This window comes from Mucilaginibacter jinjuensis (assembly GCF_028596025.1).
Taxonomy (GTDB): Bacteria; Bacteroidota; Bacteroidia; order Sphingobacteriales; family Sphingobacteriaceae; genus Mucilaginibacter; species Mucilaginibacter jinjuensis.
Map to the genome: position 1 here is coordinate 1,388,488 of NZ_CP117167.1, position 13,802 is coordinate 1,402,289.

The 13,802-nt window shown below is 41.3% G+C and carries 15 protein-coding genes; 9 read left to right on the top strand and 6 right to left on the bottom strand.

All coding sequences use genetic code 11. The features are described 5' to 3' along the window. Positions 1-19: 19 nt before the first annotated feature. Together PQO05_RS06430 and PQO05_RS06435 are read right to left on the bottom strand one after the other, a co-directional pair. A complete protein-coding gene (locus PQO05_RS06430) occupies positions 20-478 on the bottom strand; it encodes a hypothetical protein (RefSeq protein WP_273631881.1) in 459 nt (152 codons plus the stop codon). 166 nt (positions 479-644) lie between these two features. After that, a complete protein-coding gene (locus PQO05_RS06435) occupies positions 645-1,874 on the bottom strand; it encodes an NADP-dependent isocitrate dehydrogenase (protein ID WP_273631882.1) in 1,230 nt (409 codons plus the stop codon). A gap of 483 nt (positions 1,875-2,357) precedes the next feature. Here PQO05_RS06435 and PQO05_RS06440 point away from each other — a divergent pair, with 483 nt between their 5' ends. The 4 genes from PQO05_RS06440 (at position 2,358) to PQO05_RS06455 (ending at position 5,363) form a co-directional block, all read left to right on the top strand. Further along, positions 2,358-2,789, top strand: a complete 432-nt coding sequence (locus PQO05_RS06440; protein ID WP_273631883.1) for a hypothetical protein — start codon at positions 2,358-2,360, stop codon at positions 2,787-2,789. A 164-nt stretch (positions 2,790-2,953) separates the two neighbouring features. Beyond that, positions 2,954-4,027 carry an NADH:flavin oxidoreductase/NADH oxidase gene (locus tag PQO05_RS06445; protein ID WP_273631884.1) on the top strand — a complete coding sequence of 358 codons (1,074 nt, stop codon included), beginning with the start codon at positions 2,954-2,956 and terminating at the stop codon, positions 4,025-4,027. A gap of 152 nt (positions 4,028-4,179) precedes the next feature. Further along, entirely contained in the window at positions 4,180-4,602 is a 423-nt protein-coding gene (locus PQO05_RS06450) for an OsmC family protein (protein ID WP_273631885.1), read from the top strand. A gap of 164 nt (positions 4,603-4,766) precedes the next feature. Continuing rightward, positions 4,767-5,363, top strand: coding sequence for a DUF4230 domain-containing protein (locus PQO05_RS06455; protein WP_273631886.1), 597 nt, complete (start codon positions 4,767-4,769; stop codon positions 5,361-5,363). A gap of 345 nt (positions 5,364-5,708) precedes the next feature. Here the strand turns inward: PQO05_RS06455 and PQO05_RS06460 are convergent, their stop codons facing one another. Beyond that, positions 5,709-6,173 carry a hypothetical protein gene (locus PQO05_RS06460; protein WP_273631887.1) on the bottom strand — a complete coding sequence of 155 codons (465 nt, stop codon included), beginning with the start codon at positions 6,171-6,173 and terminating at the stop codon, positions 5,709-5,711. A gap of 141 nt (positions 6,174-6,314) precedes the next feature. Then, positions 6,315-6,818 (bottom strand): hypothetical protein, encoded by a 504-nt coding sequence (locus PQO05_RS06465; RefSeq protein ID WP_273631888.1) that lies wholly within the window; start codon positions 6,816-6,818, stop codon positions 6,315-6,317. A gap of 268 nt (positions 6,819-7,086) precedes the next feature. Between PQO05_RS06465 and PQO05_RS06470 the strand changes: the two genes are divergently transcribed. Genes PQO05_RS06470 through PQO05_RS06480 form a run of 3 tightly spaced genes read left to right on the top strand, consistent with a single transcriptional unit; the run spans position 7,087 to position 8,343 of the window. Beyond that, a complete protein-coding gene (locus PQO05_RS06470; protein WP_273631889.1) occupies positions 7,087-7,557 on the top strand; it encodes an RNA polymerase sigma factor in 471 nt (156 codons plus the stop codon). After that, positions 7,545-8,129: a hypothetical protein gene (locus PQO05_RS06475; protein ID WP_273631890.1), complete on the top strand. Its 585-nt coding sequence runs from the start codon at positions 7,545-7,547 to the stop codon at positions 8,127-8,129. Before PQO05_RS06470 ends, PQO05_RS06475 begins: the two co-directional genes overlap by 13 nt. A gap of 1 nt (position 8,130) precedes the next feature. Beyond that, on the top strand, positions 8,131-8,343 hold the full coding sequence (locus PQO05_RS06480; RefSeq protein WP_273631891.1) for a hypothetical protein: 213 nt from the start codon (positions 8,131-8,133) through the stop codon (positions 8,341-8,343). 88 nt (positions 8,344-8,431) lie between these two features. Here PQO05_RS06480 and PQO05_RS06485 read toward each other — a convergent pair whose 3' ends face one another. Beyond that, complete coding sequence (locus PQO05_RS06485) at positions 8,432-9,139, bottom strand: DUF2490 domain-containing protein (RefSeq protein WP_273631892.1); 708 nt, start codon at positions 9,137-9,139, stop codon at positions 8,432-8,434. A 578-nt stretch (positions 9,140-9,717) separates the two neighbouring features. On the opposite strand from PQO05_RS06485, the gene PQO05_RS06490 reads away from it, so the two are divergent. Further along, entirely contained in the window at positions 9,718-11,097 is a 1,380-nt protein-coding gene (locus PQO05_RS06490; protein WP_273633573.1) for a M16 family metallopeptidase, read from the top strand. Positions 11,098-11,108: 11 nt separating this feature from the next. Continuing rightward, the gene (locus PQO05_RS06495) at positions 11,109-12,440 is read left to right on the top strand and encodes a M16 family metallopeptidase (protein ID WP_273631893.1); all 1,332 of its coding nucleotides are present in this window, start codon (positions 11,109-11,111) and stop codon (positions 12,438-12,440) included. Between the two features lie 48 nt (positions 12,441-12,488). On the opposite strand, the gene PQO05_RS06500 is transcribed toward PQO05_RS06495, so the two are convergent. Further along, positions 12,489-13,610 carry an AI-2E family transporter gene (locus tag PQO05_RS06500; protein ID WP_273631894.1) on the bottom strand — a complete coding sequence of 374 codons (1,122 nt, stop codon included), beginning with the start codon at positions 13,608-13,610 and terminating at the stop codon, positions 12,489-12,491. Positions 13,611-13,802: the final 192 nt, after the last annotated feature.

Below are 13,802 nucleotides of genomic sequence, written 5' to 3' on the forward strand. Positions count from 1 at the left end.
ATATTAAAATTTAGTTTAACTAGTCTAATGCGTGGTTAAGCACTAAGTTAAAATTAACCCTACCGGGCTTTACAGCTACGCTGGATAATCCTCCATTTCCGTCAAATGTGGGTGCATAAAGTTTCCCATCTTCAACAACAACTATGGTATATTTTCCTTCCGGTAAATCAGCCTGATAAAAACCGCGCTCGTCTGCCATTACGGTCTTAATTAATTGGGTTTTAAAACTTTTGGCTAAAGCGGGGTTATCATCGGCGGGTACAATATCTTGTATGGTTGTATAGTTATATATCCTTACCTCGCGTTCTACAGGGCATTGCGAACAAGTTGAATTTTTATCAGTTGTAGGCATACAATTGCCTTGCAGTAATGACACCGTACCCCAAACACCATTGGTTATAGTAATACGGCTGCTGTTCTGTTGTTGTATGCTTACTATATCGCACTTGTTATTAACCATTTTGTCGCCTGCTTTCATACAGGCAATAAATAAGCATATCAATATGATTATAAATAAGGTAGCAGGCCGAAATAGTTTATTCATTCAACTATTATTACGACACAAGTTTGTATAATGATACAGCAGATCAAAAAAAAGCCCCGCACAAGGCAGGGCATTTTTTATAAAGTATTTTGCGAATTGATTACTTAGCTAATTTAGCTTTTAAGTTTTCGTTAATAGCTTCTAAAAACTCTTCGGTGTACAGATAATCGGTACCGTGTTCAACTTTAGGTTTAATGGTGATAGCCAAATCTTTGGTCATTTTACCACTTTCTACAGTCTCGATACAAACTTCCTCTAATGCTTTACAGAAGTCGATCAATTCTTGATTGTTATCCAGGATACCACGGAACTCTAAACCACGGGTCCATGCAAAAATAGATGCAATTGGGTTGGTAGAAGTTTGGCGGCCGGCCTGATACTCGCGGTAGTGGCGGGTAACTGTACCATGTGCAGCTTCAGCTTCCATAACAGTACCATCTGGGGTAACCAGGGTAGATGTCATTAAACCTAATGAACCAAAACCTTGAGCTACGGTGTCAGACTGTACGTCGCCATCATAGTTTTTACAAGCCCAAACAAAGTTACCATTCCATTTAAGGGCCGATGCAACCATGTCATCGATCAAACGGTGCTCGTAAGTGATACCAGCATCAGCGAATTTTTGTTTGTAATCGTTTTGGTAGATCTCTTCGAAGATATCTTTGAAACGGCCATCATATTTTTTAAGGATGGTGTTTTTGGTTGATAAGTATAAAGGCCAGCCTTTCATTAATGCCTGGTTAAAGCAAGCATGAGCGAAACCCTTGATAGACTCGTCAGTATTGTACATTGCCAAAGCAACGCCATCACCTTTAAAGTTAAATACCTCGAATGATTGCTCTTCGCCGCCATCCTCTGGTGTAAATTTAATAGTTAGTTTACCTTTTCCTTTGGTTACAAAGTCAGTAGCGCGGTACTGATCGCCAAAAGCGTGACGGCCAATGCAGATAGGGGCAGTCCAGTTAGGCACTAAACGAGGTACGTTGTTCATTACAATCGGCTCGCGGAATACGGTACCATCCAGAATGTTACGGATAGTTCCGTTTGGCGATTTCCACATTTGTTTCAAACCAAACTCTTCTACACGGGCTTCATCCGGTGTAATGGTAGCACATTTAATACCAACACCGTATTGTTTAATAGCGTTAGCTGCGTCGATAGTTACCTGATCGTTAGTTTCGTCACGGTACTCAATGCCCAGATCATAGTATTTAATATCCAGGTCAAGATAAGGCAGGATCAGTTTATCTTTAATAAACTTCCATATAATGCGGGTCATTTCATCGCCGTCCAGTTCAACAACCGGATTTTCTACTTTAATTTTTGACATTTTTGATAACTTTTTCGGTTAGTGGTGTCAAATATATAAAATTGAGTTTATCAATATTAATTAAAACCGAAATGTATGACTTTGTAAATACATTTATACATAGCGGAATCAGTTTTGAATGAGTGAGGGAGTGAATGATAGAAGGAGAGAATGTAAAACAGCTCGTCATTGCGAGGTACGAAGCAATCGCTAACTATACAGAGGCGCTCTGTACGGTTCGCGATCGGAGCTTATCTTGTCTCTCGATTCTTGTTTCTCTGTAAAAAGGACGTTCCCGCTATCGGCGGGCCGGGCTATCCGCTCATACTGCACAGGCATTATCCGCCGATAGGCGGACGGTATCCGCTACTATCCCTAACGCAAAACAGTCTTGATTCCTGGCTCTTGTTTCTTGCTTCTCTTTTTTCGTAACTTGCTAACACAAACATCAACCCATTGCGTTTTATATCCACAGGTTTAAGTTAAATTTTAAAAATTACTATCATGAGCAAAACCCAATTCGACCCAGAGTTTAACGATGAAAACCTGGACAGAGATAAAACATTAAAAGATGATCTTGGCGAAGAATCGGCAGCACAGGATTTGAAATATGATCCCGAAACCGATAGTTACGAAATAGAAGTTGATGGTGACGACCCGGACTACGACCCACCTGCGTTGTTTGATACTGCAGCTCCGGGTGGCAGCGATGCCAATTCGGACTATGATGAATCTAACCCGTATGATACCCGCGGCGAGTACGACAGGAACCGCTCGATAGAAACTGATGTTGATTCGTTAGGTATGCATATTGACGATGGCAAGATTGCCGAGCTAAGCCCGCTTGATGAAGAGCTGGCCCGCACACCCGAAGATGACCGCGACGACCTTGATGAAGAAGGTTACCCAAAGAACGACGGCGAATACCTTAAATAAGTAATAAGAAATTGAAAGGCAGGCAAATTTTGCCTGCCTTTTCTGTTAAATTCAATTTGCTTAAAACGGCATTTTTCTGCTCAGAAAGTTCACATTAATTTCATTTAATTATTACAAATGTGAGGTATGAAAAAGACTTTCATTCCTTTACATTTGATGGCACTATGGCAAACTTATTCTCTCCAATTACAATAAAAAATATAGAACTTAAAAACCGGATCGTGGTATCACCTATGTGCGAATATTCGAGCGTAGACGGTTTTGCCAACAACTGGCACCTGGTGCATTTAGGTGCAAGGGCAGTAGGCGGCGCAGCATTATTAATTACCGAAGCCAACGCCGTATCGCCCGAAGCCCGTATCACCTACGCCGACCTGGGCATCTGGAAAGATGAGCATATCGAAAAGTTAAAAGAGATCACCGATTTTGTACACGAGCAGGGCGCTTACATTGGCACACAGCTGGCACATGCCGGTCGCAAAGCCAGTCATGAGAAGCCATGGCTGGGTGGTGCGCAGATTGCATCAGGTCATGAAAATGGTTGGGTATCTGTATCGGCAAGTGCATTGCCTTTTACTGATGGTGAAGAAGCTCCCGCAGCTTTGGATAAAGCTGGCATCGAAAAAGTAGTAGCCGATTTTAAAGCCGCAGCCATCCGTGCAGATAAAGCAGGTTTCGATTTAATTGAATTGCATGGTGCGCATGGGTACTTGATCAACCAATTCTTATCACCCCTCAGCAATAAACGTACTGATGAATATGGTGGCTCATTTGATAACCGCATCCGATTGTTGTTAGAGCTTGTAGATGCAGTGCACGAAGTTTGGCCGGCAGAAAAACTGTTTTTCGTTCGGATCTCGGCCACAGAATGGGTTGACGGCGGCTGGACTGTGGATGATTCTGTAGCTTTGGCTAAGATCCTCAAAACAAAAGGTGTGGATTTGATCGACTGCTCTTCTGGTGGTAACTCTCCATTGCAACAAATACCCCTTAAACTGGGTTACCAGGTTGAGTTTGCCGAAAAGGTAAAACGGGAAGCAGAGATATTAACCGGAGCGGTAGGCCTCATTGTAGAAAGCAAACAAGCTGACGAGATCATCAGCAGCGGCCAGGCTGATCTGGTTTTCTTAGCCCGCGAAGAACTACGCGACCCTAACTTCCCGCTCCGTGCTGCCTTTGAACTGGAAGCAGAAGTTAAATGGCCGGTACAATACGAACGGGCAAAATTTCATAAATAAGTAGGAGGCCAGAAGTCGGTAAGACCGTAAGTCCGAAAGCAGGACATTGACAAATTGCCGAATCGACAAATTAACAAATTGAAACAAGGCATTGACAAATTGCCGAATTAACAAATCGACAAATTAAATTAAAATCACATAAATAAATTACTATGAAACGTACAGCAAATGCACATTGGAATGGCACATTAAAAGATGGTAAAGGTGAAATAACCACCCAAAGCACCACCTTAAACAAAACACAATATTCTTTCAAAACCCGTTTTGAAGATGGTGTTGGTACCAACCCTGAAGAACTGATTGCAGCTGCACACGCAGGTTGCTTCACCATGGCAGTAGGCGCAGCACTTACCCAGCAAGGCATCACTCCGGGCGATTTAACCACCGATGCTATCTTAGACCTGGATATGGTTGCTTTAGAAATTAAAGGCATTCACCTGGAGCTTAAAGCATCAGCTATCGACGGTGTATCTGAAGATCAATTTAAACAAGTTGCCGAAGGCGCTAAAGCGGGTTGTATTGTATCAAAAGCACTGAACGTGCCAATTACACTGAGTGTGACTTACGGCGCATAAAACTTTTACCACGTCATTGCGAGGAACGAAGCAATCGCGAACTATACAGAGCCACTCTGTAAATAGGGGATTGCTTCGTTCCTCGCAATGACGTGCAACGATATACAAAAATAGCCGATAAACTTATCGGCTATTTTTTTGTCTAATTACTATATTTAAACATTATGGCCTTTACCTCACGTTCGCGCGTATCTTATAGCCTCATTGTATCCCTGGTAATTGTTGGCTTCCTTGTATTCTTGTTCTTCTATCTCAAACATCAGTTTACCACGGTGCGTACCGAAGTGAATGAAGATGTAATGGTGCAAAAAATAACCAGCATGGGCAAGCTCGAACTTGTGAAATATTCGATGAAAGATGTGATCGAAAAGAAAGAAATCCATACCTTTTGGCCCGATGAGCGCGTACTGTTTCTGGCAGTAGGAGAGGTGACTGCCTGTATCGATCTCACCAAAATTAAAAAGACTGATATTACCCAAACCGTCAACCATGATACCGTAACCGTACTATTGCCCAAAGCAGAGATCTGCTACGTAAAGCTCGACCACCAAAAATCAAAGGTGTATGATATAACCGGCGCCATCTTCCCCGGCAATGCCAAAAATATGGTAGAAGATATTTATAAAGTTGCCGAAAAGCGCCTGCTGGATAACGCCAACGATATGAACATTGTAAGCAAGGCACAAGAGAATGCGCAGTTAATTTTTAAGCCGATGTTGGAGAATGTGTCGGGTAAGGTGGTGGTGATTAGGTTTAAGTAGAAAGAAAGTACGTACGTGAGTGATGATTTCTATGATCTGGTAGTAATCTATTACCACTGCCATTTGCAGAAAATGTAGCTATTATAATTAGTTATGAGAACATGAGTGGTGCGCTCGCGCCAGTGAGATGCGGAATAGTACTGTGTCTATCTGCTCAAAGCTAAAAATATCCAACAACGTAGGCTTGCGCTGCATAGTTGTGCCAGTTAGGAGGGTCTTTTTAATATCCAAATAAAACAAAAGCTCAGATTTTTTTTCGAAATCTGAGCTTTTGTTCATATAAATAGAATTTTTTTTTTGAGCGATCTTAGTAAGATGGTTTCGATCTATCTCGTATAAATTGAATTATTTAAAAGTGCCGAAATTTCCACTCTTTTTACCTCCTTGTGTTCCTGTAGAAACCGAATAGGATCCGCCAGCGTAATTAAGAACTGCGTAAAAAACAAAATTTCCATCATCTTGCAATACCCAACTACCCGCAGTGGTGGCATCATGCTGAGGTGGAGAGTATGACCAAAGTACGCTACCACCGTTTCTATGTATTACTATATTGAAGTAGGCAAAATCACAACTACTAAGATTGCCATTTTGTAATGGCCCAGATGCCCAAAGTCCAACGTTAGCTGAATTATATAAAACAAGATTGCCGTCGCCTTGATAAACTAGCCTATAAAGGCCATTATTAGACTTAGCACATACTTGATTTGGATAAAAAGCTGTTCCATTCACAATTTGTTTGCTTTGAGCCAAAGCATTTCGAGCCACAAATGTGGTAAATGTCAGGACTAAGACAAACAATGTTTTTTTCATGATAATAAATGATAAAGTTTAAGTGATTAATAATATTCAAATCACGTTTGCAACGAGATATATTGCAGGCTGGCGTAAGATGTTTATAAGATTAAAAGCGATGAATTATTAAGTCATCACTTTTAATCTTATATTACTATGTTACTTGATTTTAGTATTATGATTACTAACCCTGTTGCCTCCTGTATCGGTATCTACACTTTTAGGGGCATAATTAGGGATATTAAAATAGCCTACAAAGTTGCCATCATCTTGCAGAACCCATTGAAAACATGAATGATCGGGGCCGTTTACACTACCCGGATCTGTTGGATTACAAGGTAATCCATTCCAATTATAACTGGTTTTCCAATAAACTTGCCCTGTTGATGTACGGCAAGTAATTTCGCCCATTATATCGAAAGTAACGCTTCCTGGGTTACTAACTATAGTCCCGGAATTCCATAATCCCACATGAGCAGAATTATATAAAACAAGATTGCCATCGCCTTGATACCAAAATGTGTATTGTCCATTATTTGACTTGCAAATTAGTGCGCCGGCATTGTAAACACCAAAAGCATGGTCGGGAAGATTTTGTGCTTTAACTTCTGAAACGAAAAGAATCATCCAAAAGATTCCGAGAATTGAAAATACTTTTTTCATGTGTAATAAAGTTTTAGGTAAAAAAATACTTTTTAAATATAGGCCTTTTAATTTGATTGACATTTTTTAAAACAAAAAAATATCAATTAACTTAAAAGATACTTGATTTTCAATATGATATATTTTAGTAATTCGTTCTTTTGCGCGCGTTTACAACGCATACTTAATATTTTCCGGAGCGAAAAATCGGCTGTAACATTTTATAAAGTGTCGTATCTAACCCGGCATAAATGAAAAATCTCTTTAAATCAGCCTGGTCGAGATGACAATGTTTGAGGAAATTTATAACCGCTATGCACCGCAAATATTTAGGGTGTGCTTGGGCTATACCAATGATGCTGATCAGGCCAGGGATTTAGTACAGGAAACTTTTATATCCGTATGGAAAGGGCTGCCCGGCTTTAAGGGTAAATCGCAAATCAGCACCTGGATATTCCGGATCGCAACAAACCATTGTCTGCGTGCTTTAGAGGTTTCCAAACGTATGCCAGGTGCAGAATTACCAGTCAATTTAGCCGAAACATTCGAGGAACCGCAGGAAGATAAACTGAACTTTTTATACCGCTGCATTGCCGAACTGGAAGAAACAGACCGTATTATCATTTCATTGGAGCTGGAGGGCCTGCCACAGGCAGAAATAGCCGAAGTTGTTGGTTTGAGCAATGGAAATGTACGGGTGAAAATCCATCGGATAAAAGAAAAGCTGGCTCAAAAATTTAAAAGCGTATGGACAGATTAGATGATTTGAAAGCCATTTGGCATACTGCAAAGACAGACAGTCTGCCTACTTCAGATGAGATGGTGTTATTGATCAGTAAGTTCCGCAATGAAAAGCTGCGAAATAAATGGCTGGTCATTGTGGCATCCAGTCTGTTATCGTCTCTAATAATTTCTATATTATTTATTGTAGATTTTAAAATGGTGATAACTTATATAGGCGGAGGATTGATAGCAACTTCCGGTTTGTTACTTGCTGCCACCAACATCAGGTCGCTCAAACGTTTTTATCAGCTCGACTACTACAGTAACCAGGAATTCCTGCTTTTTATAGAGCAAACACTGCAAAACCAGATTAAATACTATAAAAAAACGATGGTTATTATCATGGCATTTTGCACTCTGGGTGTGATGTTATACCCTTATGAGGCTGTTCGCCAGTATCCGGTTTTGCTTGTTTGTACTTATGCCGCGCTCTTTATTTATCTGTCATTCATGTGGTTTTATGTACGCCCCCGCAAATTTAAAAAAGGTGTGGCAAAGCTAAATGCCACCCGGCAACGATTAGAAAATATTTTAAATCAACTTAAATAATATGAAAAGAAACAATATCCCTAAAGCCGCTTTAATCATCTTTATTAGTGGTTTGTTAATTTCAACTGTTATGCCCGTTGCCGGCCGTTATTTCTTTTTGCCGGATTTTGTTAAAGGAGTTATAATGGGTTTAGGCCTTGCACTTGAGGTTATTGCACTTGTTATATTTCAGCGTAGTAAAAAAGATGCAAGCTGCACAGTCTGGAATAATTAATAAAAAACTCAATCAACAAAAAAGCCCTCTCCTTCAGGAGAGGGCAGCAATGTCTTCATCTCGCACCCAATTCAGGGATGAGACTTTTTTAGAATCTCGTATACAACGCAAGCTGCGCTACGTGATTCATCGTATTGGCCTGTGTTTCAATCTGGTTAATGTATTGGTTTAAGTAACCGGCTTCCATATCAAAAAATTTACTGAAACGGTACCCGAAGGCCACGTAAGCACGGTTCTGGTCGAACACGCTGCCGTTGGTGGCATCCTTGTTTTGTACGTTGGCAAATACCTCGTTTTGCAGGGCTACAAAAGTACCCTGGGTAAACTCATTCACTTTGGTGGTAGGTATTACACCACGGATAAAGTAACGCATCCGCTGGGCGAAAAATTCTTCCTTAGCGCCCTGGCTGTCTACAAAGCGTTGCTCTAACCTAAAGCGGTGCATTACACTGGTGCGCTGTATTTTGTGCGTGTAAATGTACTGCTCCCAAATGCGTTGTTCGCGGCGAAAGCTATTTTCGATATCGGTAACTTTGTGGGTGCCGGTATACAGATAGCCAACGGTGGCAATTTTGTTTTTCTTAAAATAGTAGCTAACGCCCGGGCGGATCAACGGATTTTTGAGGTACGACCAATTATCAGAAGAACGAAATTGCGCGTCGAACATCATGCCCCAGTGTTCAGAAAATTTTTGCGTGTGGAACCAGGCTCCCCAGCCCGAAAACTCCTGGGTTTGAGCCCGCACCTGCATAGCAAAGCTAACCGCTGCCAGAGCGAGTAATAGTTTTAGTTTCATAGTTTATCCTAATTTGTAAAGTTTGGAATTTGAAGCAAAAATAGAAAAATTGGCTTTGCAGCCGCATGTAAAGTATTTCTATCAGTAACGTCGAGAAATATAACTCTGTAATTGGGAAAATATTTTATTTGGTGCAAAGTGGGATGGTGTTCGATTTTGGATTTTTGTTTAGATAAAGGCGTTGCAAACGCCGGGAAGTGTTAAGCACGCGTTGCAAACGCGCGCAAGAGTGTACCAACATCGTTTAATAATCGAATTTGTCATTTCGAACGAGCCAGGTGGGATTGTGCGCAAGAGGCGAGGAGAAATCTTCTGCGCCTTGATTAAGCTTTGTAACTAATGCGTATTGTAGAAGATTTCTCACCTTTCCTCTACCAATGCCCTCCCTCCAAGGATTCGAAATGACAAACGGAAGGGTAAGTATGAGATACTATGACGATGCTCATATCCTTACCAATATTAAATATCGAATCATATTCCTAAAAAGTTAGTTTTCAGAAAATATTAGGTATCAATATAGTTACAATTATATTCGGAAGTATTATCTTAGGGCATTAACTTATAATGCTGTGAAAAATATGATCCAAAACCTTATCAAACGCCTGAGCTTATCTGCTGCGGGTGTATTGTGCCTTGTTATGGTGCAGGCCCAACCCCGGCTGCCACAGGGCTATTTCTGGAAAAAGCTGCCCAACGGGCTGCAGGTAGCTGTTATTGAGAATAACAAAGTACCGCTAACCACTATCGAAATTGCTGTTAAAAACGGTGCTTATACCGAAGGCCCCGAGTATAGCGGACTTTCGCACCTTTTCGAACACATGTTTTTTAAAGCCAACAAAGATTACCCTGACCAGGCTTCGTTTTTAAAACGTACACAGGAGTTGGGTGCTATCTGGAATGGCACCACTGATGTAGAACGCGTAAACTACTTCTTCACTTTCGATAAAGACAGTCTGAATGCAGGTTTGCGTTTTATGAATGCGGCTATCCGTTTCCCAATTTATCGCGAAGAGGATATGAAGAAAGAACGCCCTGTTGTTGATGGTGAGTTTCAGCGTGCCGAAAGTGATCCGGGTTTCCAGATCTGGTACGAAACACAGAAACATCTTTGGGGCGATCTGATCACCCGTAAAAACGCAATCGGTATCCACGAGATCATTAATACGGCCACGCCCGAAAAAATGATGATCATCAAAGGCAAATATTATGTACCTAATAACAGCCTGCTTACCATTTGCGGTGATGTAAAACACGATGATGCCTTTGCCATGGCCGAAAAGATTTTTGGCAGCTGGGAAAGCAGCGGCGAAGACCCACAGGTAAAATATCCTATCCCGCCGTTTAAGCCGTTGGATAAAACGGAGTATTATATTAAAGAATCATCAATAGCGCAAACGCCTTATATGCTGTTCTCGTGGCAGGGGCCGGGTTTTAAGGCAGATTCTGCCGGCACTATAGTAGCAGATGTATTTAATACCATCCTGGGGCTTAACTCGTCAAAAATACAACAGGCTTTGGTTGATAAGGGATTAGCATCAGCTGTACAGGCAAGCTATCAAACCACGCGCTATACCGGCGAGATTGATTTGTACGTAATGCCTAACCCCGCCAAACTAAAAGAATGTTATGCCGAGGTGCAAAATCAATTAGCCCTGTTGGTAAAATCCGATTATTATACCGATGAACAGCTGAAAGATGCTAAGGCTATTTTATTGCGAAATGCAGTGCGTAGTAAAGAAAAGCCATCGTCATTGGCAAGCCAGTTAAGCTACCAGTGGTGCAGTACTTCGCTCGAGTATTTTACCGATAACGATAGCAATTACCAGAAAATAACCCGCGATGATATTGCCCGTTATGTGCAAAAATATATTGCAGGTAAACCTATGGTAGCCGGTATGATTATTAAACCCGAACTGAGTAAAGAAACTAACGCAGCAGCCTTTTTTGCAGCTAAATAATTTTGATCGTTATGAAAAAAAGAATTTTTGTGCTGCTTATAGCGGCAACCCTATATAATATAAAGCCGGTTTACGCGCAAAGCGGGGCTTATGAAACCACTATTGATGGTGTTAAAGTAATTGTGCAGCCCAGCGGCAATGATATTGTAGAAATACAAACTGCCATAAAAGGCGGTGTACAAAACTACCCTGCAAACAAACAAGGCATCGAGGCAATAGCCATGAATGCCTTAACCGAATGTGGTACTTTAAAGCACGACAAAAACAGTTTTAAAAACCAGCTGGATAAAGTGAGCGCCAATGTATACGGTTCTGCTTTTAAAGATTATTCGGTAGTGCGGATGAACTGTATTAAAACTGATTTTGAAACCGTTTGGCCGTTGTATGTAGAAGCTTTGAAAGAACCCGCATTTGATGCCAAAGAGTTTGCACGGGTTAAACAAGACCAGATTAACTTTCTGAAAGATGCAGATTCGCACCCGGATGTGGCTATTAACAATTATGCCAACCAGGTAGCTTTCGCCAATCGCGATTACGCCAAGAACCCGGCCGGGACCGCAGATATTATGCAAACCTTTACACCTGATGAGATTAAGGCTTATTACAAATCGATATTTGTAAAATCGCACTTAACTATTGTAATTGTGGCCGATTTGAGCAAGGAAGAAATTGAAACCAAAGTAAAAGGTTTGCTGGCCGGTGTAAAAGCAGGTGCGCCTTTTGAGTTAAAGAAATCATTCTTCAGGGTATATAAAAACACCTTCTCGTCGCAACCGCGCGAACTGGCTACCAATTATGTGGTGGGCATTACCAGCGGGCCGCTACCAGGCACACCAGATTATAATGCTTTCCAGGTGGCTATGCGTATTTTTTACGACCGTCACTTTTTAGATGTACGTACCAATAACGGCCTGTCTTATGCCCCGGGTGCAACGTTTAGCAATGGCAGTACCTCGTTCGCTAAATTCTCGGTATCAACCACCCAGCCCGATAAATACATTGCTGTGTTTGATAAACTGGTAGATAAAATTAAACAGGAAGGTTTTACCGGTGATGAAGTGAAAAACATGAAAACCACCTACCTCACCAGTTTTTATTACAAGCAGGAAACCAATAGTGCACAGGCAAGTTCAATCGTATCAAACGAAGTGATCCATGATAACTGGAAACGCTCTTTAACCCTGGCCGATGATGTTAAGAAATTAACGCCAGGCGAGGTGAATGATGCCTTCCGCAAATACATTGGCAATATTGTTTGGGTTTACCAGGGCGATACCAAAAAGGTTAATCCGCTGCTGTATACCAATGGACTTGCTGGTCCTGATAATCCGGTTAGCCATTAATATTAAAAAAGCATACCAAATAATAAAGGCGCCGTAAAGGCGCCTTTATTATTTCTTTTTCGGTTCAACAATTTCTTCGGAGAGCGTTTTTCTATTTTGACGCCGATGCCAGATTTCGCCGATGTGGCGGGTCGGTACATTATCGCCCAGTAATTTACCCCAGGGTTTCAATCCGTCTATCCGGTCGAAGATGATCTTAAGCACTGCCACAAACGGTACTGATAAAAACATACCCGAAATACCCCAGAGTGCATTACCCAGCAATACAATTACGATAGAAATTAACGCATTGATCTGCACCTTAACTGATACCACACGTGGGAACACTACATTATTGTCTATAAACTGGATAATAAGGTAGGCTATAATTACACCCAATTGGGTAGAGTAGCCGTCTTTAGTTATAGTGGCCATCAGGATAGGCAAGGCTATGGCTATTATACCGCCAATGTAAGGCAGCATATTTAAAATAGCGCCGATAACACCCAGTAATATGGCGTACTTAACGCCGAGTATCAGCAAGGCAACAGAGTTCATGACGGCTACAATAACCATCTCTAACAATAGCCCCACAATATAGCTTTGCACGGCAGATTTGGTTTCTTTCAAAACTTCGGCTACACGGGCTGAGTTTTCTTCAGAAAAAACCTCATATAAAAAATTGAGGATTAATTGTTTATAGAAGAGCAACATAAAGGTGTAAACCGGTATCAGGAAAACAACACTTAATGTACCTAATACGGTATCGAGGGTTCGGCCAACTAATGCTTTGCTGCCATCTAATGTGCTTTTAATGAAGGCTACCTGTTTCTGGGTGTTTACACCGAAATGCGTATATACCCAGGCTTCCAGATCAGTGATAATATGTCCGAATTTCTCCTTCAAGGCGGGCAATGAATCGCCGAAGGCCATAATCTGTGATGACAGGAAGTACATCATGGCACTCGTTAACAACAGCGTGCTAAATAACGAAATGAGTATGGAAGGTACCTTCGGTACTTTATGGCGTTGCAACCAACTGGCTAAAGGGTTAAGCAATATAGCCAGCAACATGGCAAAGGCCAGCGGCACCAAAATATCGCCCAATGCTGCCAGTATATAAACCAGTAATATAATCCCGAATAGGATTACAGTTGTTTTTAAATAAAACGGGTACTCTTTGATGGCCATATAGTAATTGGTGTAGTACTATAGGGAATAAAAAAATAGGGAATATGTTTTTCTAATCGTAATTAAAGGTGAGTGAGGTGTCATGCTGAGCTCCGTCGAAGTATGGTGCAGGGGGGCTCCTTATGCTTCGAGTGCCTCAGCATGACAACGCTCCTTTGAGTATTACGAAAACAAAAAAAGGTTCTGCATCAA

Excerpts from the sequence above, each read along its gene's own strand:
- PQO05_RS06430 (WP_273631881.1), bottom strand. The coding sequence starts at position 478 with ATGAAAGCAGGCGACAAAATGGTTAATAACAAGTGCGATATAGTAAGC.
- PQO05_RS06435 (WP_273631882.1), bottom strand. The coding sequence starts at position 1,874 with ATGTCAAAAATTAAAGTAGAAAATCCGGTTGTTGAACTGGACGGCGAT.
- PQO05_RS06440 (WP_273631883.1), top strand. The coding sequence starts at position 2,358 with ATGAGCAAAACCCAATTCGACCCAGAGTTTAACGATGAAAACCTGGAC.
- PQO05_RS06445 (WP_273631884.1), top strand. The coding sequence starts at position 2,954 with ATGGCAAACTTATTCTCTCCAATTACAATAAAAAATATAGAACTTAAA.
- PQO05_RS06450 (WP_273631885.1), top strand. The coding sequence starts at position 4,180 with ATGAAACGTACAGCAAATGCACATTGGAATGGCACATTAAAAGATGGT.
- PQO05_RS06455 (WP_273631886.1), top strand. The coding sequence starts at position 4,767 with ATGGCCTTTACCTCACGTTCGCGCGTATCTTATAGCCTCATTGTATCC.
- PQO05_RS06460 (WP_273631887.1), bottom strand. The coding sequence starts at position 6,173 with ATGAAAAAAACATTGTTTGTCTTAGTCCTGACATTTACCACATTTGTG.
- PQO05_RS06465 (WP_273631888.1), bottom strand. The coding sequence starts at position 6,818 with ATGAAAAAAGTATTTTCAATTCTCGGAATCTTTTGGATGATTCTTTTC.
- PQO05_RS06470 (WP_273631889.1), top strand. The coding sequence starts at position 7,087 with ATGTTTGAGGAAATTTATAACCGCTATGCACCGCAAATATTTAGGGTG.
- PQO05_RS06475 (WP_273631890.1), top strand. The coding sequence starts at position 7,545 with ATGGACAGATTAGATGATTTGAAAGCCATTTGGCATACTGCAAAGACA.
- PQO05_RS06480 (WP_273631891.1), top strand. The coding sequence starts at position 8,131 with ATGAAAAGAAACAATATCCCTAAAGCCGCTTTAATCATCTTTATTAGT.
- PQO05_RS06485 (WP_273631892.1), bottom strand. The coding sequence starts at position 9,139 with ATGAAACTAAAACTATTACTCGCTCTGGCAGCGGTTAGCTTTGCTATG.
- PQO05_RS06490 (WP_273633573.1), top strand. The coding sequence starts at position 9,718 with ATGATCCAAAACCTTATCAAACGCCTGAGCTTATCTGCTGCGGGTGTA.
- PQO05_RS06495 (WP_273631893.1), top strand. The coding sequence starts at position 11,109 with ATGAAAAAAAGAATTTTTGTGCTGCTTATAGCGGCAACCCTATATAAT.
- PQO05_RS06500 (WP_273631894.1), bottom strand. The coding sequence starts at position 13,610 with ATGGCCATCAAAGAGTACCCGTTTTATTTAAAAACAACTGTAATCCTA.